The sequence below is a fragment of the Paenibacillus sp. A3M_27_13 genome (assembly GCF_024213315.1).
In the GTDB taxonomy this organism is placed as follows: Bacteria; Bacillota; Bacilli; order Paenibacillales; family Paenibacillaceae; genus Paenibacillus; species Paenibacillus polymyxa_B.
In genome coordinates, this window is the sequence record NZ_JANAVE010000001.1 from 1,088,286 (window position 1) to 1,110,720 (window position 22,435).

General features: G+C 46.9%; 16 protein-coding genes. 2 read left to right on the top strand and 14 right to left on the bottom strand.

Annotated features, from left to right (window positions below; translation table 11 throughout):
- Positions 1–139: 139 nt before the first annotated feature.
- Positions 140–1,804 (bottom strand): methyl-accepting chemotaxis protein, encoded by a 1,665-nt coding sequence (locus tag NLX82_RS04820; protein ID WP_254347527.1) that lies wholly within the window; start codon positions 1,802–1,804, stop codon positions 140–142.
- Positions 1,805–1,831: 27 nt separating this feature from the next.
- Entirely contained in the window at positions 1,832–2,836 is a 1,005-nt protein-coding gene (locus NLX82_RS04825) for a BMP family lipoprotein (RefSeq protein ID WP_028542535.1), read from the bottom strand.
- 284 nt (positions 2,837–3,120) lie between these two features.
- Here NLX82_RS04825 and NLX82_RS04830 point away from each other — a divergent pair, with 284 nt between their 5' ends.
- Positions 3,121–6,297: a bifunctional cytochrome P450/NADPH--P450 reductase gene (locus NLX82_RS04830; RefSeq protein WP_254347528.1), complete on the top strand. Its 3,177-nt coding sequence runs from the start codon at positions 3,121–3,123 to the stop codon at positions 6,295–6,297.
- 95 nt (positions 6,298–6,392) lie between these two features.
- On the opposite strand, the gene NLX82_RS04835 is transcribed toward NLX82_RS04830, so the two are convergent.
- The 5 genes from NLX82_RS04835 to NLX82_RS04855 all read right to left on the bottom strand — a co-directional run bounded on the left by NLX82_RS04835 (position 6,393) and on the right by NLX82_RS04855 (position 13,304).
- Positions 6,393–6,980, bottom strand: a complete 588-nt coding sequence (locus NLX82_RS04835) for a restriction endonuclease (protein ID WP_254347529.1) — start codon at positions 6,978–6,980, stop codon at positions 6,393–6,395.
- 174 nt (positions 6,981–7,154) lie between these two features.
- Positions 7,155–8,564, bottom strand: coding sequence for an aspartate ammonia-lyase (gene aspA / locus NLX82_RS04840; protein ID WP_013311251.1), 1,410 nt, complete (start codon positions 8,562–8,564; stop codon positions 7,155–7,157).
- Between the two features lie 199 nt (positions 8,565–8,763).
- Positions 8,764–9,294, bottom strand: a complete 531-nt coding sequence (locus NLX82_RS04845; protein WP_053325827.1) for a GNAT family N-acetyltransferase — start codon at positions 9,292–9,294, stop codon at positions 8,764–8,766.
- A gap of 109 nt (positions 9,295–9,403) precedes the next feature.
- Positions 9,404–9,805 carry a VOC family protein gene (locus NLX82_RS04850; RefSeq protein ID WP_254347530.1) on the bottom strand — a complete coding sequence of 134 codons (402 nt, stop codon included), beginning with the start codon at positions 9,803–9,805 and terminating at the stop codon, positions 9,404–9,406.
- 115 nt (positions 9,806–9,920) lie between these two features.
- A complete protein-coding gene (locus NLX82_RS04855) occupies positions 9,921–13,304 on the bottom strand; it encodes an S-layer homology domain-containing protein (RefSeq protein WP_254347641.1) in 3,384 nt (1,127 codons plus the stop codon).
- 306 nt (positions 13,305–13,610) lie between these two features.
- Here NLX82_RS04855 and NLX82_RS04860 point away from each other — a divergent pair, with 306 nt between their 5' ends.
- Positions 13,611–14,765, top strand: coding sequence for an aminotransferase A (locus NLX82_RS04860; protein ID WP_028542539.1), 1,155 nt, complete (start codon positions 13,611–13,613; stop codon positions 14,763–14,765).
- 529 nt (positions 14,766–15,294) lie between these two features.
- On the opposite strand, the gene NLX82_RS04865 is transcribed toward NLX82_RS04860, so the two are convergent.
- The 7 genes from NLX82_RS04865 to NLX82_RS04895 all read right to left on the bottom strand — a co-directional run bounded on the left by NLX82_RS04865 (position 15,295) and on the right by NLX82_RS04895 (position 22,315).
- Positions 15,295–16,368 carry an ABC transporter substrate-binding protein gene (locus NLX82_RS04865; RefSeq protein WP_254347531.1) on the bottom strand — a complete coding sequence of 358 codons (1,074 nt, stop codon included), beginning with the start codon at positions 16,366–16,368 and terminating at the stop codon, positions 15,295–15,297.
- Entirely contained in the window at positions 16,365–17,186 is an 822-nt protein-coding gene (locus NLX82_RS04870; RefSeq protein WP_023989585.1) for an ABC transporter permease, read from the bottom strand. The genes NLX82_RS04865 and NLX82_RS04870 overlap by 4 nt, the downstream gene beginning before the upstream one ends.
- Positions 17,176–17,988 carry an ABC transporter permease gene (locus NLX82_RS04875; protein ID WP_023989586.1) on the bottom strand — a complete coding sequence of 271 codons (813 nt, stop codon included), beginning with the start codon at positions 17,986–17,988 and terminating at the stop codon, positions 17,176–17,178. The genes NLX82_RS04870 and NLX82_RS04875 overlap by 11 nt, the downstream gene beginning before the upstream one ends.
- Complete coding sequence (locus tag NLX82_RS04880; protein ID WP_028542542.1) at positions 17,978–19,087, bottom strand: ABC transporter ATP-binding protein; 1,110 nt, start codon at positions 19,085–19,087, stop codon at positions 17,978–17,980. Before NLX82_RS04880 ends, NLX82_RS04875 begins: the two co-directional genes overlap by 11 nt.
- 75 nt (positions 19,088–19,162) lie before the next feature.
- Positions 19,163–20,299 (bottom strand): N-acetyldiaminopimelate deacetylase, encoded by a 1,137-nt coding sequence (locus NLX82_RS04885; protein WP_254347532.1) that lies wholly within the window; start codon positions 20,297–20,299, stop codon positions 19,163–19,165.
- 181 nt (positions 20,300–20,480) lie between these two features.
- Positions 20,481–21,194 (bottom strand): 2,3,4,5-tetrahydropyridine-2,6-dicarboxylate N-acetyltransferase, encoded by a 714-nt coding sequence (dapD, locus tag NLX82_RS04890; RefSeq protein ID WP_013311259.1) that lies wholly within the window; start codon positions 21,192–21,194, stop codon positions 20,481–20,483.
- 212 nt (positions 21,195–21,406) lie between these two features.
- Complete coding sequence (locus NLX82_RS04895) at positions 21,407–22,315, bottom strand: hypothetical protein (RefSeq protein WP_254347533.1); 909 nt, start codon at positions 22,313–22,315, stop codon at positions 21,407–21,409.
- Between the last annotated feature and the right edge of the window lie 120 nt (positions 22,316–22,435).

The window sequence follows — 22,435 nt, forward strand, 5'->3', positions numbered from 1 at the left end:
CTGCCTATGTAATTCAAACTTAATATAAGGAACAACATTCATATAAAAAAGAAGAAGTCTCCCTGTACAAGGTAGAACTTCTTCTTTGGCACTGCTTGTATTCATTATTCAGCAAAAACAGATACTTGCTTCACAGGTTTTAGCTTGTCTTTTCCACCTGAAAACGATCTAGCTCCCGCTGCATTTCCTCGCGAATCTGACGAAGCTCTTTTACCTTCTCAGCCGATTCCTCAAATGAACGCTTCTGCTCTACCGTGGAAGCCGTAATCTCTTCACTGCCTGCGGCGGATTGCTGAGTGATTGCGCTGATATTTTCGATAGCTTGCTGTACCTGTACGCTCAGTTCTCGCGATACATTCATGTCCGTTGATAACTTGCTGACTTGGCCGGCAATTTGCTGCACTTTGCCACTAATCTCTGTAAACGATTCGCCGGTTGAGGAGGTTGCCTTCTCCTGCTCACGGAACAGCTCCTGACTTTGCGCCACAGAAATCTTCACCTTATCCATAGCCTGCGTGATACCGTCAACTGCGGTATAAATTTTCTTTACAGCAGACTCTGATTGATTCGCCAGCTTTTTCACTTCATTGGCAACAACAGCAAAACCTTTTCCTGCTTCACCTGCACGTGCAGCCTCAATAGAAGCATTCAAGGACAACAGCGATGTTTGGCTGGCAATTTCGGAGACATATCCAGTCATGGTTGTAATCTCGACTGCATTAGCCTCCAGCTCCTTGACCGTCTGCTCCACTTCGGACATGGCTGAACGATTTTCTGCAACAATACGCAGTTGATCGCTCATGACCCGCGTACCCTGCTCAATGACACGCAAAGCATCCTCACTATACGCGGTCGATTGTGTGGTTTCCAGTAGATTCGATTCAAACTTCTGCTGCATCTCGTCCACAACGCCAACTGTCGACGACAGATCCTCAGCAATTTTCTGACTGCCTATTGCCAGTTCCTCTGTTGACGTGCTGACTTGTGTCACAATTTCCTTCATGGCCTCATTATGCTGATCAATATCCCGAGCCATCAGATCGACACGATTACCCGCCTGATCAATGGAGAGTACAATGCTGCGCAAGTTCCCGATCATCACCCGGAAAGATTCATTGAGCTCGTCCAGCTCATCTCGTCCCTTGGTTTGGGCAAGCTGCACTGTCAGATTTCCCTCAGCAATTTGCTTTGCGGCATCCGTTAATTTGCGTGTTCTAAGGGCAAGCTGCCTGGATGTATATGTATTATATAGCCCAACCGCCACCAGAAGTATAACTGCACCTGCCAAGGCCAATTGCCATGTAAAACGAATGCTCTTGGTCAAATCTTCTGTGTATTGGTCATAACGTGCCTTGGTCAGCAGATCCAGCATAAATACATCGTTCTGAATCCCTTGGGCACGCATGGCCTCCCGCTTGGACTCCGGGCTGTTTTGGGTACTCATGGCTTTCTCCGTTGCTACTTTGAATTGGCTGAATTTTGTTTTAATCGTATTCAGTCGCTTTTGCTGCGCTTCGGTTTGCAACATACCCTGTGAAAGCAAAGCAATCGTCTTTTCAGACTGAGTCAGTTGATTTTGCACATCGGCTTTGTTGCTCTCCGTCATGGAAGCTGAATAATTTTGCAGTGCCTGCCCTGACTGAATTAAATAGGCATTGAGCTGCTGTACATTCAACATAGCCGGAACCAGATTACTACTTTGCGAGTTAATACGAATTAATTCAAAAATGATATATGCCACTAAAGCCAGGCAAGCGATCAAGGAAATCATCGCGTTCAGTACCAGTTTACCTTGCAGTTTCATCAGCCTTCATCCTCCGTTTGCGAAAATTTATTGGGTGGGAACAGTCAGTGTGCCGGATTTGATTTTTTCCTTTAAATCATCCAACAACTTTTGCTGATCCGGACTCAGTGTCACGACACGAATAGGCGCCAAACCTACACCATCTTCTGCAAGACCAAACACCATATCCTTCTCCGTAAATTTTCTTTGATGATCTGCAAAGCCTTTGATTGCTGTATAAATTGCAATGTCTACATTTTTAAACATCGAGGTCACTACCGCTTTTTCCGCAATAAAAAACTGGTCACTATCGACCCCGATGGCTAATTTTTGCTGCTTTTGCGCTTCCTGTAGCGCACCTACACCCGTAAGACCTGCGGCTGCAAATATAACATCAATCTGATCCTGATTAATCATGTCATCTGCAATTTCCGTACCCAGTTCCGGCTTTCCAAAATCTCCTGCATACGTTGCAGTAACTTTGGCATTAGGCTTGACTGATTGCACCCCTGCGCGATACCCAATTTCAAATTTTTTCAACAAAGGAGATTCCGCACCTCCGAGAAAACCTACCTGTTCGGTTCGACTCGTCAAACCCGCAACGACCCCAGCCATAAAACTGCCCTCTTCTGCTTTGAAGCTAATAGAGGCCACATTCGGTAAATCTGATTTCTCATCCACGATTAAAAATTTACGGTCTGGATATTTTTTGGCAATAGATTCTAAACTGTCCTTCACCATGTAACCCAGCCCAATGATTAAGTCTGCTTTTTCTTGAGCAAGCTGCTCAAAAGCCGCATCATACGTCTTGGTCTCAGTTATTTCCCGGTATTCAAAAACAATCTTCCCCTCATCCCTTGCCTTGACCAAACCTCGAAAAGCCGCGTCGCTGTAAGATTGGTCACCCAGACCAATATCTGACAGTACGATTCCCACCTTAATGGGCTGAGCCTTGGTTTGTGCTGCCGACTGCCCACATGCACTTAGCAATAATGCAAAGACTGTGACAATGGGAATCCACCTAAAATTCAACAATTTTGCTCGCTTCTTCATGACATATCACCTCAGCATAATTTGGAAATCCCCAACATCTTTATATCGGTTATAAAAGCATATTTTTTCATAAGAGTTTCTGTAAATTCATTGTAAATAGAACATGATAAATAAGATTATTTTTCTCTATATGTAAAAAATGTATATTTTTATACTTCTTTTATTATACGAACTGTCCAAATTCACTTATTTTCGTTTATATCGTAAGAATAAAGTGTAATTTGGAAAACATAGGTACTCTGAAACCATCACTCTATTTCAATTCGAAAGGAGCAACATTAAAAATGACTTCGACAGATTTAATTCCACAGCCCAAAACTTATGGTCCCTTAGGTAATCTGCCCTTGATCGATACACATGCCCCTGTCCAGTCTCTGGTTAAGCTTTCTTATGAGTACGGTCCAATTTTTCGCATGGATCTGCCTGAAGGAACGAACATTTATATTTCCGGTCATAAGTTGGTCGCAGATGCTTGTGATGAATCCCGTTTCGACAAACAAGTGTGGGCTCCATTACAAAAAGTACGAGCTTTTGCAGGAGACGGACTATTCACAAGCTGGACTGAGGAACCGAACTGGCGCAAGGCCCACCAAATTTTGCTGCCAAGCTTCAGTCAGCGGGCCATGAAAGGTTACTACAATATGATGCTTGATCTTGCTGTTCAACTGATACAAAAATGGTCTCGGCTCAATCCCGATGAAAGTGTAGAGGTTCCGGAAGATATGACCCGGCTGACTTTGGATACGATCGGATTATGCGGCTTTAATTATCGTTTTAACAGCTTCTACCGCGATCAGCCCCATCCGTTCGTGACCAGCATGACACGCGCATTAGATGAAGCGATGGGTCAGCTGCAACGCCTCAATCTGCAAAACAAGCTGATGTTATCGAAGAAAAAGCAGTTTAAACACGATATCGAAACGATGTTTTCGCTGGTAGACAGCATTATTCAAGAACGCAAAACCCTTGGCAACCAAGGAGAAGAGGATTTACTGGCACGTATGCTGGAAGGCAAGGACCCGGAAACTGGTGAGACGCTGGATGATGAAAATATCCGCTATCAGATCATCACTTTTCTCATCGCCGGTCATGAAACGACCAGTGGGCTTTTATCCTTTGCTATTTACTATTTGCTTAAGAATCCGCGAACGCTAACCAAGGCCTATGAAGAAGTGGATCGCGTGCTCACCGATTCGCTGCCTTCTTATACTCAGGTTCGTGAACTCAAGTACATAAGGATGATACTGAATGAAGCTCTGCGACTATGGCCGACAGCGCCCGCCTTCTCTCTCTTTGCCAAAGAAGATACGTTGCTCGACGGAACCTACCCACTTAAAAAAGGTGACAGCGTCAATGTACTCATTCCAAAACTGCACCGTGATACCGAGGCTTGGGGCGAAGATGTTGAGGAATTTCGACCGGAGCGCTTCGAGGACCCATCCGCCATTCCGCAAGATGCCTACAAACCGTTTGGCAACGGTCAACGCGCCTGCATTGGACAGCAGTTTGCCTTACAGGAGGCCACTCTTGTGCTGGGTATGGTACTGAAACATTTTGAGCTGATTGATCATACTCATTATGAGTTGAAAGTCAAAGAGACGCTCACACTCAAGCCGGAGGGCTTCACCATTCAAGTACGCCCGCGCAGCACACAGACTGCTGTCATGCTGCCAGGTGCCGTTCAAGAACTTCATGAACAAGAGGAACACAAGGTTGCACCCCCCCATGCCGAAAAGCATGATACTTCTTTGCTGTCTTTGTACGGCTCGAATCTGGGTACAGCTGAGGGACTTGCAGGTGAACTAGCCGATTTAGGTCGAAATTGGGGTTTCAACAGTAGCATAGCAACTCTGAATGATCGTGTGGACAATTTGCCTAAAGAAGGCGTGGTACTTATTACAACCGCATCTTATAACGGGCGTCCACCGGATAATGCTGATGCCTTCGTAGAATGGTTGGAGCAGGCAGACGAGGGGCAGCTGGCAGGCGTAAGGTACGCTGTATTCGGCTGCGGCGACCGCAATTGGGCCAGCACGTATCAGCGTATTCCAAGGCTGATCGACGAGCTGATGTCTGCCAAAGGGGCAAAGCGACTGTATGACCGGGGTGAGGGCGATGCCAGCGGTGACTTCGAGAAGGATTGGGAAGTCTGGAACCACGGCTTATGGCCGGATTTGTTGAATGCTTTCGGGGTAGAGCACAATGATACAGAACCACAGGACAGCAGCAGTCTGAGCATAGAGTCCGTCAGCGCCATACTCAGTACACCTCTTGCAGACAACTACGGAGCAGTTACTGCCGTCGTTACAGCGAATCGTGAGCTACTTGCTGCTGAAAGTGAACGCAGTACACGACATCTGGAGCTCAAATTACCGACCGGATTGTCCTATCGTGAAGGTGACCACCTTGGTGTGTTGCCGCGTAATTCTGCTTCGCTGGTCAAAAGGGTGATGCAACGCTTTAAATTACAGGAACAGGATTACATCGTATTGAGAGGCAGTGACCGGGATGCGGCGCATCTCCCCTTAGATCGGCCTGTCAGCATAGGAGATTTGCTCACTCTCAGTGTGGAACTGCAAGAACCGGCAACGAGAGCCCAGCTACGGCAACTGGCATCCTTTACAGTGTGTCCACCGCACAAGAAAGAAATTGAAGCTTTGCTGGAGGACACATCCTTCGAGCAAGAGATACGGCAGAAGCGCATCACGATGCTGGATATTCTGGAGAAGTATCCAGCCTGCGAGCTGCCATTTGAAAACTTTATTGCGCTCTTACCGCCACTCAAGCCCCGCTACTATAGCATCTCCAGTTCACCTCTTGAATTGGCGAATTCGGTGAGTATAACAGTGGGCGTCGTGCGTGGACCAGCCCGTAGCGGACAGGGCGAATACCTAGGAATTGCCTCTAATTATTTGGCACAGCTCCAACCAGATGATCCTATTGTCATTTTTGTGCGTAAGCCTCAGTCGGGCTTCCGATTGCCAGAAGACCCGACCGTGCCTGTCATCATGGTCGGTCCGGGCACTGGAGTGGCACCATTCCGCGGATTCCTCCAGACACGCCATGTACTTAAGGAGAGAGGAGAACAGCTCGGCGAGGCTCATCTATACTATGGCTGCCGTAATCCGAAGCTTGACTATCTGTACAAGCAAGAGCTGCAAGCTTGGGAGCAGGAGGGAATCGTTACGCTTCATACAGCCTTTTCACGTCTGCCCGATCAACCCAAAAGATACGTGCAGCATGTCATGAAGGAAGATGCGGACACTCTGATTCACTTGCTTGATGAAGGAGCGCATCTGTATGTATGCGGTGATGGTGGCCGGATGGCTCCCGATGTAGAAAACACCCTTTGTGCTGCTTACGCGGAAGCACACCATACCAATAAAGAAGAAGCACAGCAATGGTTGGATCGTCTCCAACAGGAGAAACGCTATGCTAAGGATGTCTGGACAGGCATCTAATGTTAACAATATAAGAGCAAGCATTATGTTAAAAAATAAAAGGGACTGATTACTGGGCTTCGATCTCGTCACCAGTAATTCAGTCCCTTTTATGATTATCTTTCACTCCATTTGGAAGCAATCACTTCGGTTTTACTTTCTATGAGATCCATGACTTCCTCGCGGCGTTTCGTCTTAAATAAATCAATCATGTCGATCAAGTCGTTGCGGTCTAATAATTTAACCCCGTTGACAGCAGCAAGTGTTTTACAGGATTCCGTATACCGGCCGGAGGTGATGACGAGGGACTTGTCAGCTGCATAATAACGCATAGAGGTATAGATCTCCTGCACTGCTCCCAGGCCTACCGGATGTTGTACCCCATAACGTTTGGCCTGTATGACAACTCTGACGCCTTCACGGTCTGTAAAAACCAGATCCGCTCCAAAATCCCGGCTACTGGTTGTTTTATAGATGTCCTTATAGCCAAGCGTGGATAATAACCGTTGCAAATAAAGCTCAAATTCCGAGCCATCCTCCATACGATCTATATCCTGAATTCCAATTTTGCGTGGGTCCAGATCACGTAAAATCCGATTTCTGCGACTACGTATCAGTCCTCTGATGATGAGCGCAAACAACACTAAAAGTACAATGAGTCCTATTCCTAATTCCTTGTATGCCAATAATTTCTCTAGCAACATCCAACTCTCCCTTTTCTACCATAAGCGTAGCCATATCATCCTTGACAGGACACTCCCCTATGCACGCTGGCTCCCGTATTACATCTGTGTTATCACATAACAATAGCCCCGCCAGATTCGACGGGGCTATCTTCGTCTTGCCTCAAAGCTGTCTAAACTCCATACTCCGCATCATTATTCGCGATTCAGCAAAGATTCTCCGGCAATACCAGGCTGAGTCATTTGGTACGGGTCCAATATAATGTCCAGCTCCTCCTCGGTCAGTACATTGTACAGCAAGCACAACTCACGCACCGATTTCCCAGTCGTAATTGCTTCGCGAGCAATACGTGATACCACCTCATATCCAAGATGCGGATTAAGCGCTGTAATAATGCCTACACTGTTCTCTACATATTCACGACAACGCTCCACATTCGCTTCAATTCCTTCCACACAATGAATGCGGAAGACGTGGAAGCCCTGCTTCATAATTTCCAGCGATTGCAGCAGATTGTAGACCAGTACAGGCTCCATCACATTCAGCTCGAGCTGACCAGCCTCAGAAGCCAAGCAGATTGTATGATCATTACCAATGACTTGGAAAGCAATTTGGTTAATAACCTCACACATCACCGGATTTACCTTGCCCGGCATAATGGATGACCCTGGCTGACGAGCAGGCAGACTCAGTTCTCCCAGACCTGCACGAGGTCCGGAAGCCATTAACCGGATGTCATTTGCCACCTTAGACATATTCATCATACAAATTTTCAAGGCAGCAGACACTTCAGTATAAGCATCCGTATTTTGTGTAGCATCTACAAGATTTTCGTCAGCTTCCACAGGGAAGCCACTGACTTCTGCCAGTACCTCTGCGACACGCTGAATATAACGACGGTCTGCATTCAGGCCAGTACCCACCGCAGTTGCACCCATATTAATCGTTAGCAGGTGCTGCTTGGTCGCACGGACGCGTCCGATATCACGACCCAGCACACGCGCATAAGCCTGAAACTCCTGCCCTAATCGTATGGGCACTGCATCCTGCAAGTGAGTCCGGCCCATTTTAATCACACTATCAAACTCATTTGCCTTCCGGGAAAATGCTTCCTGAAGCTCACTCATGGTGGCTAACAGCTTATCAATCATACTTAATACAGCCAAGTGTACGGCAGTAGGAAAAGCATCGTTCGTCGATTGCGCCATATTAACATGATTATTAGGACTGATCTCCTGATAATCTCCGCGTTGCTTGCCAATCAGCTCCAACGCGCGGTTCGCAATCACTTCATTTGTATTCATATTAATGGACGTGCCTGCGCCGCCCTGAATCGGATCGACGATGAAATGATCATGCAACTGTCCTTGTATAATCTCATCAGCAGCCTGAATAATGGCCTCTGCTTTGGGGCGATGTAAACGGGTTAGTTCCATATTTACCGTCGCTGCTCCCTTTTTCACGATCGCCATGGCTTTAATCAACTCAGGGTGCAGTCTTTGGCCTGTAATTGGAAAATTTTCTTTTGCTCTCAGCGTTTGTACACCGTAATAGGCATCTGATGGCACTTCCTTGGTACCTAAAAAATCATGCTCCAACCTCATATTCTCTGATTCCTCCGCTGTGTTTGCTACGTTCTTCAATTCAGTACAGCCAAATTGACATAAAAAGACCTTTTCTGATCCCCTCTTTATTATACGTTTCTATTCCCGTGCTTTTCCAGTCGAATAAACGCGGAAAAAGTTATGTAATCCTATGACAAGTTATGATTACCCGTATATACCACACTTATTCGGTAAATGTTCAGCTATGACTAGAATACGGATTTAATGGCTTATAATAATATCGAGTGGCGTGCAGCTGACCATCGGCTGATTGAGCATAACCCGGAATAACACCAGCTTCTACGAACCCGATCGACTCGTATAGTCCATTGGAAGGATCACCCACCCGCGTATCGAGCACCAGTAACGTTCTATCCTGACTTAGTGCCTCTTCTTCCGCTACCTTCATTAACTGTCGTGCGATCCCCAGTCTGCGTCCGGACGGATGCACCATAAGCTTTGCAATTTCCGCACGATGAATAGCGTTAGCTTTTTGAGCCAAATGAAGCTGTACCGTCCCTACAGGCACTCCGTCCTTCTCAGCAATCCACAGAACTACACCGTCCTCAAGTACATTGTTCCAATAAGTTGCTGCTTCCTCATAACCTAATGGGGGTAAGAAACCTATAGATGCACCGTCTGCAACCACGTCGATTAACAGTCGACTCAGTGAATCTGCCAGGGCTTCGCTCAGAGCTTGAACAGGGTAGACTCTCATTTCGTTAGACATTGTGATTCCTCCCGGTGAGTTCGATAACATACAATAAAGAAAGCAAACTATCTTTTGAGGATAGCTTACTTTCCATAATACTTCGTTTACTTCATCATTCTTATTTCCATTACTGCTCTGCCATATAAAAGAACTCCCACAGATGACCATCCAAATCCTGAAAGCTCCATCCATACATAAAACCATGATCTTGAGGTTCGTTCGAGGGCTTGCCGCCTGCTTCCAAAGCCTTGTGGACGATCTCGTCCACCTTTTCTCGGCTCTCTACCGATAAGGCAACAATCGCTTCTGTACTTTTTGTGGCATCTGAAATTTCTTTTGTCGTGAACGCTTTAAAACGTTCTTCAACCAATAACATGACAAAAATATGCTTACTAACAACCATACAGGTTGCATGTTCATCAGTGAACTGAGCGCTGAATTCAAATCCGATGGTAGTGAAAAAATCAATGGACTGTTGCAGGTTTTTAACTGGTAAATTCACAAAAATTTGTTTAGCTGTTACTCCCACGACATTTCACCTCTTCATTCGTAATTCATTCTACTGTATCATACTACCTCTCCACAAAAGATAACTTAACTATCGTATAAAGTCAATCAATCTGACATTTGTATAGTGAAGTCTCCTATTCCCAATGTAGCTTATCCAGTGTGCGTGATAATACAGCCGCTGCTTCTGCCCTCGTCACGGATGTAGCCGGGCCAAAACGGCCTTTCTCGTCTCCCTTCATAATACCTAGTCCAGACAAAGTCTTCACAGCCGGAGCTGCCCATGTAGAAATCTCCTGCGCATCCGATAATGATACGGATATACTTTCACTCACTTCTCCTGTATTTTCTTCTGTGTTCCCAGCGAAGCGCAAGGCTCTCACTATGATCACAGCCAGTTCCTCCCTCGATACCGGTGTATTAGGACGGAAGCTTCCGTCAGCATAGCCGTTGATCAGCCCGGCTGCTGCTGTGGTACGTACGGAATCCGTATACCACGATTCGGTTTGAACGTCGTCAAAGCTCGTCAGCGTGCGATCTGTACGCTCCAGTCCAAGCACACGAACCAGCATCGCTGCCAGTTCAGAGCGTCGCATCTGGCCTTCAGGCTCAAAATGCACGTTCGCTAAGTCCCTTTCACGAGTCGCACTAGCTGTAGAGGCTGTTGAATGGGTCCCCGTCACAAGCAGGCGAGTTGCCAACCGTGTAATGTCTTGCTGCGCCCAATGGCCGGATATATCCATGAACGTTCTGACTTCACCAGAAGCCCCGCCATCAAGCACAGCGTAAGTCCCTCCCGAACGTCCATACACGGTTATTTCCTCACTCGCAGCGTGAAAAGGAACAGGTTGATAGGACAGCTGTCCGGCTTGGTTGGTCGATACCTTCACTACAGCAAGCTGGTCTGCATCGACCGTTGCAGGAACACGTAACAGATAACGTTCATACCCACTACCAGAGTCTCCGTTACCTGCCAAAAGCTGTTTCCGTCCATCCTCACTTCTCAGTTCAGCTGTGATATCCAAAGCCTGTAACAGTTTGCGCCCTGTCGGAACATCCAAGCGTTTAGCCAATTCTTCGTTCAAAGCGACGGAAACATTCAAGGAAATTTGTTTTACAGGCACCTGCCAGGTATCAGCCAGTTTCTGAAGAGACAAACGACTTGTTGCTACTTCATATCCACCCTGTGGCGTTTCCACTCGAAGAGTACGAATACGGTCGTTCAAGACGGCTCCCAAAGCTTCACCGTTTAAATGAACCTCGTACGTCCTCGCTTCTACTTGCTCCCCTGCACGGATCACAAGCGTACCCTTCGCGCCATTTTGAATGGCCTTTTGTATTTCAGCAGCTGTTACTTGAGCAACTGCCTTTTTCAGTCCGTTTTGCTCCACTCCGATCATTACAGACTTGACTTGCACCACATTTGTACCAGACAGGCTGCTTCCATTGGGTTCACTGCTGGCAGTCTGACCCTGCCCATTTACCGTTCCATTCATGTTACTGCTACTGCTATTCCCAGCGTTGGCGTTTCCAACGTTATCCTGCTGATCCTCATCGTCATCGTCATCGTCATTTCGGCCACTCCCACCATCTGTTGGTGGTTCTTCCGTTTTGCGCGGCAAATCTATTTGCGCAACCAACGGATCATGATCGCTTACCCGCCCGTCCGCCGCACTAAAGTCTGCATTCATATGAACGATATCCAGCACGGATGTTTTGCTCAGTGACGGGCTGACCAGCATATGATCCAATGTTTGCGAGTTACCTTCATAAATATAGGAGTACCGTTCCTTTTCATCCAAGTTGTCAATCAGATTGGTCAATCCCTGCCCCCGTAGCAAAGCCAGCGTTTCCGAAAATTGAAAATCATTCAGGTCACCGAGCACCACTATATTGGCCTTAGGGTTCACTTGCAGTACCGACTTTACAAAGCCATTCACAATCGTTGCAATCTTCGCACGCTGTATTTCGCTGCTTCGCACAGGTGGCTGAATTCCTCCAAATGGCGCTTGATCGCCCCCTTTGGAATTAAAATGGTTAGCGACCACAATCACCTGCTGGCCTTGAAACTCAAATTCAGCGGCCAACGGCTTGCGCGAGTCTTCAAATGACGCATTCAGGGGATCAATCCGACCCGGGTTGAGAGAGAGTCCCTGCACTCCATAAGTGACAGACGTAACTGAATCCCCCTTGGGCTTGTCGGTCAGCGTAACACGTTGCGGATTGTACAAGAAGCCAACACGGATGTTGCCACCGGGGGCACCGCCATCCTTATTATTTTCAGGGGCAATATCTGTAAAAGCGTACTCCGGGCCTCCATGAGCACGAATCGCCTCTATGAGCACTCGGAAGCTTTCGGAAGCGTCTGTGGTGCCATCGTCTTTCTCACCGTTATTATCCTGCACTTCCAGCAATCCTATGATATCCGGATGATTCAAATTTACGGCAATAGCCTGCCCCAGCTGATCTATTCGTTTTCCATCACCGGGATCGAAGTTTTCCACATTAAAAGAAGCTACTGTCAGCTTACGATCATCGCGTAACAAACGCGTGTTGGCTGGCTGGAGGCCGCCAGGTACAACATCCGGCATACGCTCTGGCAGCAGCTTATAATTGCTAAAGCTATAGCTCACCACACCTGTGATAGGACCCGCAAAACGATCGCCTGTCTTCAACGATGTCGAAGGCTTCGCATCAATCAGAATCCGTTGCGGGTTCAGACTTCTTTCTGTCAGCATGAGTCCGCCTGCCTCCGTTACAACCTCACCTGTGTTTGGACCGTTATCAATTCGGACTGGAATTTCATAACCATAAGGACCAATCACAGTGGCATCCTTCAACTCTACACGCATGCCTTCCAGGCTTTCGAAAAAGTCCAAGCCATCCTCCTGTGGATCAAACACCGTCATTCCGTCATGATCCACAACAGATGTCGGCATCACACGTCCCTGTTCACCTAGCAAAATTGGAGATGGCAATGGACGGTCATTGGCAATTACCTTAACCGAAGAAGCCACAATTTCTGTGGTCGTCAAGTCGATTGGCTTACTTCCATATGTTCTTTCCGTGTATTCCTTCACCGAACCGCTAACCCTTACCTCATCCCCTACCTGTGCACCGTGACTAGGCTTGTACACTAGAATGGCCTCGGATGTTTTTTCATCCTGATCCACTTGATCATCCATCTCTTGGATATAGAAGCTGCTCCCCTTCACCATTGTGACAACGCCTTCAATATCCGCTACTTTTTGTCCTTCATATGGAGAACGGTGTGCTACCCCCTGTATATCGTGGATGCGAAGCTTTTTAGGAAAATAGACATCTGCATATACACTTGCCCCTACAGTTACGGGTGAAGGTTGCACCTCTTTTCCTGCAAAAGATGCAGGCTCTGCCGAAGCTTTTCCACTGGACAACCCTACCGGCCCTCCAGCCGAAAGCACCAGTATGACACTGAGCCATGTGATTCCGAACCTTTTTAATTTCGTGGGTAATATTTTTACTATGTATTCTTGTTTCATCAAAAGATACTCCCCTCCCCATTTTTACTATGATTACGCTTACAAATATATTCTTCTTTTAAGATACCATAAATTAGTCAATTTAGTACCTTAATTATGTAAGGATTTTGCAAAATTCGATTCCAGTCGCTCCAAAGTGCAATATATAGACGCACTAGACCACTTCGGTCTATATATTGTTCATTGGAAGTCGCTTATTGGATTTTTGCAAAACCATCATATAAAAATGAATTCTTCTTGCCGTAGCATATTCAGATCAAATTATTGTAAACTTGTTCTAATACAGAAAAAGGTGGCACATAAGCTATGGAGCATTTGCTTAACGATCAGGTTAAAAACATTCAAATCAGCGGCATCCGCAAAATCGCCAACAAAGTTGCCGCATTACCCGGAACCCTGTCATTAACGATCGGACAGCCGGACTTCCCTACCCCTGCGCATATTATGGAAGCTGCCCATCGGGCGATTAACGAAGGACGCACCTCCTATACACCTAATCCGGGACTGCCGGAATTACGAGAAGCCGCAGCGGCGTTTGTAGCTCGTAAATACGGCCTAAATTACCGTGGACAGGATGAGGTTATCGTAACGAACGGAGCCAGTGAAGCGCTGGATATTACCTTACGCACGATTTTGTCACCCGGCGATGAAGTCATTCTGCCAGTGCCGATTTACCCAGGATATGAGCCATTGATCCGTTTGTCAGGTGGCATTCCAGTGTTGGCTGACACCCGCAACAGCGGATTCAAGCTAACGGCAGAGGTACTGGAGCCTTATCTGACTGAGCGGACAAAAGCAGTCATTCTCGGCTATCCTTCGAATCCGACCGGACGGGTGATGAGTCACCAAGAACTGGAAGCAGTCGCGGATTTACTCAAGGAACGCGATCTGTTTATCATTTCGGATGAAATATACAGTGAACTGATTTACGATACCCCCCACGTGTCCATTGCAACTCTGCCAGGTATGCGTGAGCGCACCATCGTCATTAACGGTCTGTCCAAATCACATTCCATGACGGGATGGCGCATTGGTTTTACACTTGCACCCGCTGAAATTACACAGCACATGGTCAAAGTCCATCAGTACAACGTAACCTGTGCCAGCTCGATTAGCCAATATGCTGCCCTGGAAGCCTTGACCACTGGTGTCGATGATGCACTTCCGATGCGTGAGGAATACCGCAAGCGTCGTGATTATGTACATGGAAGGCTGACAGACATGGGTATCCCGCTGGAGAAACCCGAGGGAGCCTTTTACCTTTTCCCTTCCATCGCGCATTTTGGATTAAGCTCTATGGATTTTACCTTGAAGCTGCTGGAAGAGCATGGAGTGGCTGTCGTACCTGGAGATGCCTTTTCTTCCTATGGCGAAGGATACATTCGCTTGTCTTATGCTTACGGGCAGGATGTGCTGGAGCAAGGGTTGGATAAAATAGAGAGGTTTGTTAAAGGGTTATAGGGAGTTAAGGCGGGAGGAGGCGCTACGCAGTCCATTTGATCTTCCGATCGCCGTTGCGGTGGGATTCTTGAATTGGATAAAACATTTATAGGTAAGAATCCCACAGCAAAAGCGAACACTACCGCTTCTCCAGATTCAAATGGCCCGCTTCGCTCACTGCCCGCCTTAAAATCCCACAATTCTCTAACGTGTGTGGGAGACGCAGGGGTAAAAAAATACTCACCCGCTTTACACGGTGAGTAAACATAAAAAAGGCCTCTGAGCCACCCGTACAGGTGGCTCAGAGGCCTTTTCGCTCTTCCACTACTCCCACCGGCTATCGGCGTAGGGATTCATGGGTGCGTACCTTTAAGCACGGTGCAGCGGAGGGGGCGGAATGGTGCTGGACAAGCGGAGCGGTCGCCTTTAAATTCCGATTTTCACCTTTAAATATTCAATCATAAAAATCGGAATTTAACAGCGATGGTAAGCACCATCCGCCACCGCAGCGACCTTTAAAGCACCAACCCCTAATCCCAACGTTACTCCCCTACTTTAAATGCATTTTGAATTGCAGGAACAATTCATTATAATGAGCGAGCTTGCGCTTGCCTAGATTGTTGTATACTTCCAGCTTATCTGTAATTTCGGACGGAGGGTAAAAACGCTCGTCGCCAGAGATATCTTCAGGCAACAACTTCTTTCCATCCTCGTTGGGTGTGGAGTATCCTACAAACTCGGCATTTTGAGCAGCTACATCGGGCTGCATCATGAAATTGATGAACTTATGGGCCGCATCCACATGCGTAGCAGTTTTTGGAATAACCATATTATCAAACCACAAGTTGGAGCCTTCATCTGGCACGATGTAATCGAGCTTCTCGTTCTCATCCATGATTTCAGACGCATCACCGGACCATACAACGCCGGCAGCAGCTTCCTCGTTTGCCAGCAGCATTTTAATCTCGTCACCGACAACCGCTTTGACATTAGGCGCTAATTTCTCCAACTTCGTCAAAGCCTGCTGTAAATGTGCCTCATTCGTATCGTTCAAGGAATAGTGAAGGCTGTTCAGTGACATCCCTACGACTTCCCTCGCACCATCAACCAACAGTAGGTTATTACGTAGCTTTGGATTCCACAGACCGTTCCAGCTATGAAAATCAATGCCTTTCGTCAGCTCCGGGTTAAACACAATCCCGACTGTACCCCAAAAATATGGTACCGAGTATTCATTATTCGGGTCAAACGAAAGGTTTAGAAAATGAGAATCCACATGCTTCAAATTCGGCAGCTTGCTGTGGTCCAACGGGAGCAACAAGTGCTCCTGCTTCATTTTAGCCAAAGCATATTCCGAGGGAACCGCTACATCAAAGGAAGTTCCTCCCTGCTCGATTTTCGTCAGCATCGCCTCATTGGAGTCAAAGGTCTGATAAATGACAGTAATCCCCGTCTCCTTCTGAAACCGTTCCAACAGCTCGGGGTCAATGTAGTCTCCCCAGTTATACACCGTCAGTGTGTTGCCACCGGAGTAGCCTTGACTGGAATTAAGCCATGCGGCCACCCCCATCAGACCAAACGAGATGATGAAAATGGACAGAAACACGCGCACAAGTGACTTCATCTAGGCACCCCCATTTCTGCCGCAGGCTCTTTTTTACCATTACGATTCGCCTTGCGCATAATAAAGTAGTAACCCACCACCAGCAGCACAGTAAACAGGAAAATGAGCGTGGATAGCGCATTGATGGACAAGGAAACCCCTTGACGGGCACGTGAGTATATTTCCACCGATAAGGTCGAATAGCCACTACCTGTCACAAAAAAGGTCACCGCAAAATCATCCAGCGAGTATGTTAACGCCATAAAGAAGCCCGCATAAATCCCTGGCTTGATAAAGGGTAGAATCACCTTGGTCAGCACATCCATTCGGCTGGCACCCAAATCACGCGCGGCATCGACCAGAGATGGACTCATTTCCTGCAACCTCGGCAGAATCATAATGACCGCAATCGGCACACTAAATGCAATATGGGATAATAAAACGGAGTAGAAACCCAGCTTAATCCCGACCATCGTGAACAAAATGAGGAAGGAAGCGCCAATAATGACGTCCGGGTTCACGATCAATACATTATTGAGCGACAGCATCGTGTTTTTGACTCGACGGTTCTGCATCTGATGAATAGCCAGCGCCCCCATAATGCCAATAATCGTAGCCAACGCAGACGACAGCAAAGCAATCACCAAGGTGTTAATGACAATAATGATCAAACGGGTGTCTGCAAACACCTCTTTGTAATATTGGAGTGTAAAACCTTCAAATTCATGCATCGTCCCGCCACTGTTGAAGGAATAGTACATCAAATACAAAATAGGTGCGTACAACACGAGAAAAACAATCACCAAATAAATATTCCCGAATCGGTTTTTATTTACCATGCCGCACCCTCCGTTTCGTTCCCGAGGTGAGCAGCATAATGATCCCCATCGCCAAAATCAGGAACACGGCAACCGTAGAGCCCATACCCCAATCCTGAGTAACCAGAAAATGCTGCTCTATCGCCGTCCCCAGTGTAATCACACGGTTACCTGCAATCAGGCGGGTAATCATAAACAGCGACAACGCTGGAATAAACACAGCCATGCAACCGGATCGCACACCCGCAAGCGTTAACGGGAAAATAACCCTGCGAAACGCGGTCCACTTGGAGGCTCCCAAATCACGGGCTGCGTCCAGCAATGAAGGGTTTAAACCTTCCAACGCGTTATAGATAGGCAAAATCATAAAAGGCACAAAAATATAAACCGACACAAACACAAAGCTGGAGCTGGTAAACAATAATTGCTGACCACCCAACCCAACCATACCTAACACCGCATTCACCGGGCCATAGGTACCAAAGATCCCGATAAAAGCATACGTTTTGAGTAGCAAGTTAATCCAGGTCGGCAAAATAATGAGCAACAGCCACAGTTGCTTATGCTTGGTGCGTGTGAGCAAATATGCTGCCGGGTAAGCAACTAACAGTGAAAATACAGTGATCAGAAATGCATACCAGAACGAGCTAAGCGTCATGCTCAAATAAACAGGTGTCAGAAACTGAGCGTAGTTGTTGAAGGTGAGATGACCATCCACATCAAATAATGAATAGTAAAACACAAGTACAACCGGAGCTGCCACGAACAGCACAATCCATAAATAGTAAGGCAGCAGATACGCTGCTCTTGTATTACCGGACATGCTGATCCACCTCTTCATAGGCTTCCAGACGCCGATCAAATTCTTCCTCTGTTTCCCCGAACCGCATCACATGGATCGCTTCCGGGTCAAATCGCAGACCGATTTCACTGCCCAGCTCCGCCTTTTTGGTAGAATGTACGAGCCACTCCTGACCCGAATCATCATAGCAGCTTATTTCATAGTGAACACCTCGGAACAATTGGGTATCCACTTTTACACGTAGCTTGCCTTCAGCCACACTCGTAATCTCCAAGTCCTCTGGCCGGATCACAATTTCAATGGGCTCGTTCGGACGTAATCCTCCGTCAACACATTCAAACTGTCGACCGTTAAATTCCACTTGGTAATCCGCAATCATCCGTCCTGGGACAATATTGGATTCGCCGATGAAATCAGCAACAAACCGATTAATCGGCTCATCATAAATATCATTAGGCGTACCACTCTGCTCAATCTTACCTTTGTTCATAACAAAAATTTCGTCCGACATGGCCAGCGCTTCCTCCTGGTCATGCGTAACGAAAATAAAGGTAATTCCAAGACGCTGCTGCATTTCGCGCAAAATGTACTGCATTTCTGTACGCAGCTTTAAATCCAGTGCAGACAACGGTTCATCCAACAACAGAACATCAGGCTCATTGACGATAGCCCGTGCGATGGCTACACGCTGACGCTGTCCCCCGGACATCTCAGAAATTTCTCGCTCACCGTAGCCTTCCAGATTGACAAAGGACAACGCCTGTGTCACCTTCTCCTGAATGTCCTTTTTGTTCATCTTTTTGATGCGCAGACCAAAGGCTACATTTTCAAACACATTCAGATGCGGAAATAGCGCATAATCTTGAAAAACCGTATTGACCTGCCGCTCATTGGCTGGAACACGATTAATGAGTTTTCCATTTAAATAAATAGAGCCTTCTGTCGGCTCCGCAAAACCTGCAATCATACGCAGAATCGTTGTTTTACCACAGCCGGAAGGACCCAGCAGTGTATAAAATTTACCACGCTCAATCTCAAAGCTGACGTCCGCCAGCACTGGGGGATCGTTGTCATATTGCTTGGTCACCCGTTCAAATCGGATGATGGTTTGCTCTCCCATAACACCCTCCTTCAAAAATTCGACTTCATTCCATTTCATTCTTTTCATTAAACATAATTATTCAGGGCGTATCATTTACCCTTGAGACTTCCATGTAAAATAGTCTGTCAGCACACGAATGGCTACACCAATCGCTTCCTCCGCAGGTTCCAGCTTCGCATGATGCAAACCATAAGGCGTATCAACACCAAGCCAGAACATCAGACCGGGAATTCGCTCCAGAAAATACCCAAAGTCTTCTCCGGTCATCGCTTCTCCGCATTCAATAAGCTGCACATCCTGCCGATTACGGACCCAGTTCATAAATTCCTCGGTCACCTGAGCTTCATTGTACACTTGCAAATAGTTTGAGCCATAGTGAATCTCTGCATGGCATTCAAATCCAGCTTCAACACCGCGTACCAGCGCTTCAATCCGTGATTTAACCAGCATCATTGTATCGGCTGACAACGTTCGAATCGTACCCTCCAAACGGGCGGTTTCCGCGATAATATTTTGCTTCGTGCCTCCGCTAACCTTACCCACGGTAATGACCGCTGCATCGAGTGGATTCACATTACGGGCTACAACCGTCTGTAATTGTCCCACCAGTTGGCAAGCAGCCACTACCATATCATTCGCCTTGTGTGGATACGCAGCATGCCCGCCCATACCCTTCAGGTCGATGAAAAGCTCCGACGTATTGGCAAATAGGATGCCCGGGCGAGTCGCAATGGTACCGACAGGATATTCAGGTGCAACATGCAGCGCGACAATTTCATCGGGTAACCAGTCTGCCAGCTCCATGCTGTCCCGCATAGGCAAGGCTCCGCCCGGCCCTTCCTCAGCTGGTTGAAACAACACAACCAGGTCATCCTTAATCGGATGGCTTGCAAAGTGAGTAACAATTCCCAATCCAATCGTCATATGTAAATCGTGTCCACAAGCATGCATATAGCCGGGATGAGTCGAACGGAAATCGTACCCTGTCTCTTCTTCAATCGGCAAACCATCCATATCACAACGATATCCATAGCGGCGTTCAGGAGCTGTTCCATGAATGAACACTAACACGCCCGTACGCCATGTACGAATTTCCAACCGCTCCTGAGGGAGCGTTTCCAAATAATCCAGCAAATATTGTTGTGTTTTGTACTCCTCAAAACCCGGCTCGGGAATTTGGTGTAAATCTCTTCGTATTTGGACAAAAGAACGATAGTCGACCGTACTCATTACCGCTACGCCTCCTCTTTATAGCTCATCAGCTCTTATCTGGCAAAAGAACAAAAGGACAAAAGCCCGGCGCAGCCGCCGAGCCTTGTCCGTTGTGCTTCGTCCCTAAGTTATGCTGTCAGTGCATCATGCTTCTGACAAGGAATCGTTCACCTTTGGTACATAAAAAACTTTTGCCTTCTTACAGAACGCGCAGTTCTTTCAAAATTTCAGTTTTAGATTTGGTCTTATCGTCGACCTGTTTGATCACACGTGCAGGTGTACCCGCCACTACGGAGTATTCAGGCACATCTTCAGTTACGACAGCTCCAGCTGCAACAACTGCACCTTTACCAATTCGCACGCCTTCCAATACGACCGAATTCGCACCGATCAATACATCGTCTTCTACTACAACTGGCTGTGCAGATGGTGGTTCAATGACACCCGCCAGGACAACGCCTGCACCGATGTGACACATGTTACCTACTTTAACACGACCGCCCAGCACAGCATTCATATCAATCATCGTGCCTTCACCAATGGTGACACCGATGTTAATCACTGCACCCATCATGATGACTGCATTGTTACCGATGCCAACCATGTCACGAATATATGCGCCTGGCTCAATGCGGGCATTGATGCCTTTCAGATCGAGCATAGGAACAGCAGAGTTACGGCGGTCATTTTCCACCACATAGTCTTCTTCTTTCGCGTTTGCGCTATCCAGTACAGGCTTGATATCAGCCCAATCCCCAAATACAACACCACTGTCTCCAGAAATAAAAGCTTGAACATTCTCGCCAAAAGATGCGGAAGCCAAAGCTCCTTTTACATATACTTTAACAGGCGTCTTTTTCTTGCTGTTTTTAATCACGTTGATGACTTCTTGTGTATTCATTTCGATGGACATAGTAAATCTAACAACTCCTTCATCGCTTCATACGACTTCGCAAGCCGGAATGATCTTATTCTCTCATCCTTTATAGCACAAAAGTGCAGGTCTCGCAATTATAGATTAGACCCTTATAGCTCTAACCTAGCCCTTAAAATAACTATTTTCAGCGGCATGACTGCCTTAAATTCATAATTGTAAGCCGCCGACCACCCCACACCAAAGTAGGGTTATTTATTAGCTTGCAGGCTCTCCAGCGATGTATAAATGAAGGATTCGAATCCTTCAGCAGGTTCACCTTGTGGAATGTTCACTTTCACGATGAAACCGCCTGTTTTATTTTCTACAACAATATATTGTTGTGTCATCTTCGAACTGCTCGCTTGTAAGAACAGACGGCTACTGGACAGCGCTTGAGGTACGGCTGTTTTGTCCAGCTTTTGCACCTTGCCGATGGAAGCTAGATCCTTTTCGCCTTCTTTTTGAAGCTCATCCAGATTAAAATCGGAGGGCAGCTTTGTAATTTCAGCATAATAGTTATCATCTACAGCCAAGGCAACACGGTTTTGATCGGGAAACAGGGACATCGGATCAAACACATACAGTGAATATCCCTCTCCTTTTGCCAATGTTGCTGTCTGCTTTTCCTTTTTTCCTTCAAGGGTAAGCTCAAAAGCTTGAGTTTTCGAGCGTTCCCCGCCTGCTTGTTGACCAGAACTTCCGTTTTGACTGCTATCTGTTGCAGCCTCTGTTTTTTGTATTTTCGTTAAAGTCAGTTGCTTCGCCGTCGCGTCGCCCTCTACTGCTTTCTCGTTATATTCAAACGCTACTGTATCGCCTTCTTTAAGACCAGCTATTACCGTGTCCAGTCCCTCCCCCAATTGGAAGGATTGGGCTTCGCCATTGGTTTCAATTTCAACCGTATGGGGGTCAGCAGCTCCATTGTATACACCTGTGCCTTTTTTAACCTCCGGCTCAGCGATTGGCTCCGGTTTAACTTGCGGCTGCTGTTGCGTTTGCGGTTGGTCTGACCCTTGAGGTGCGGTGTTATTGGTTTGCGGTTTCGTTCCACAGGCTGACAGAGCCAGCACTGCTACTACAGTCAGTAGTATGATTGAAAATGTGTTTTGTTTTTTCATAAAATCCACCTCCACTATGATAGACGAGCTTGTGCAGCAAAAGTTCTACGCAGCATCTCACTTAAAATCCTACCTCCTGCTCCCGTTTATAATATTCTCAGGATTTTGCAAAATCCTAAT

Excerpts from the sequence above, each read along its gene's own strand:
- NLX82_RS04820 (WP_254347527.1), bottom strand. The coding sequence starts at position 1,804 with ATGAAACTGCAAGGTAAACTGGTACTGAACGCGATGATTTCCTTGATC.
- NLX82_RS04825 (WP_028542535.1), bottom strand. The coding sequence starts at position 2,836 with ATGAAGAAGCGAGCAAAATTGTTGAATTTTAGGTGGATTCCCATTGTC.
- NLX82_RS04830 (WP_254347528.1), top strand. The coding sequence starts at position 3,121 with ATGACTTCGACAGATTTAATTCCACAGCCCAAAACTTATGGTCCCTTA.
- NLX82_RS04835 (WP_254347529.1), bottom strand. The coding sequence starts at position 6,980 with ATGTTGCTAGAGAAATTATTGGCATACAAGGAATTAGGAATAGGACTC.
- aspA (WP_013311251.1), bottom strand. The coding sequence starts at position 8,564 with ATGAGGTTGGAGCATGATTTTTTAGGTACCAAGGAAGTGCCATCAGAT.
- NLX82_RS04845 (WP_053325827.1), bottom strand. The coding sequence starts at position 9,294 with ATGTCTAACGAAATGAGAGTCTACCCTGTTCAAGCTCTGAGCGAAGCC.
- NLX82_RS04855 (WP_254347641.1), bottom strand. The coding sequence starts at position 13,304 with ATGAAACAAGAATACATAGTAAAAATATTACCCACGAAATTAAAAAGG.
- NLX82_RS04860 (WP_028542539.1), top strand. The coding sequence starts at position 13,611 with ATGGAGCATTTGCTTAACGATCAGGTTAAAAACATTCAAATCAGCGGC.
- NLX82_RS04865 (WP_254347531.1), bottom strand. The coding sequence starts at position 16,368 with ATGAAGTCACTTGTGCGCGTGTTTCTGTCCATTTTCATCATCTCGTTT.
- NLX82_RS04870 (WP_023989585.1), bottom strand. The coding sequence starts at position 17,186 with ATGGTAAATAAAAACCGATTCGGGAATATTTATTTGGTGATTGTTTTT.
- NLX82_RS04875 (WP_023989586.1), bottom strand. The coding sequence starts at position 17,988 with ATGTCCGGTAATACAAGAGCAGCGTATCTGCTGCCTTACTATTTATGG.
- NLX82_RS04880 (WP_028542542.1), bottom strand. The coding sequence starts at position 19,087 with ATGGGAGAGCAAACCATCATCCGATTTGAACGGGTGACCAAGCAATAT.
- NLX82_RS04885 (WP_254347532.1), bottom strand. The coding sequence starts at position 20,299 with ATGAGTACGGTCGACTATCGTTCTTTTGTCCAAATACGAAGAGATTTA.
- dapD (WP_013311259.1), bottom strand. The coding sequence starts at position 21,194 with ATGTCCATCGAAATGAATACACAAGAAGTCATCAACGTGATTAAAAAC.
- NLX82_RS04895 (WP_254347533.1), bottom strand. The coding sequence starts at position 22,315 with ATGAAAAAACAAAACACATTTTCAATCATACTACTGACTGTAGTAGCA.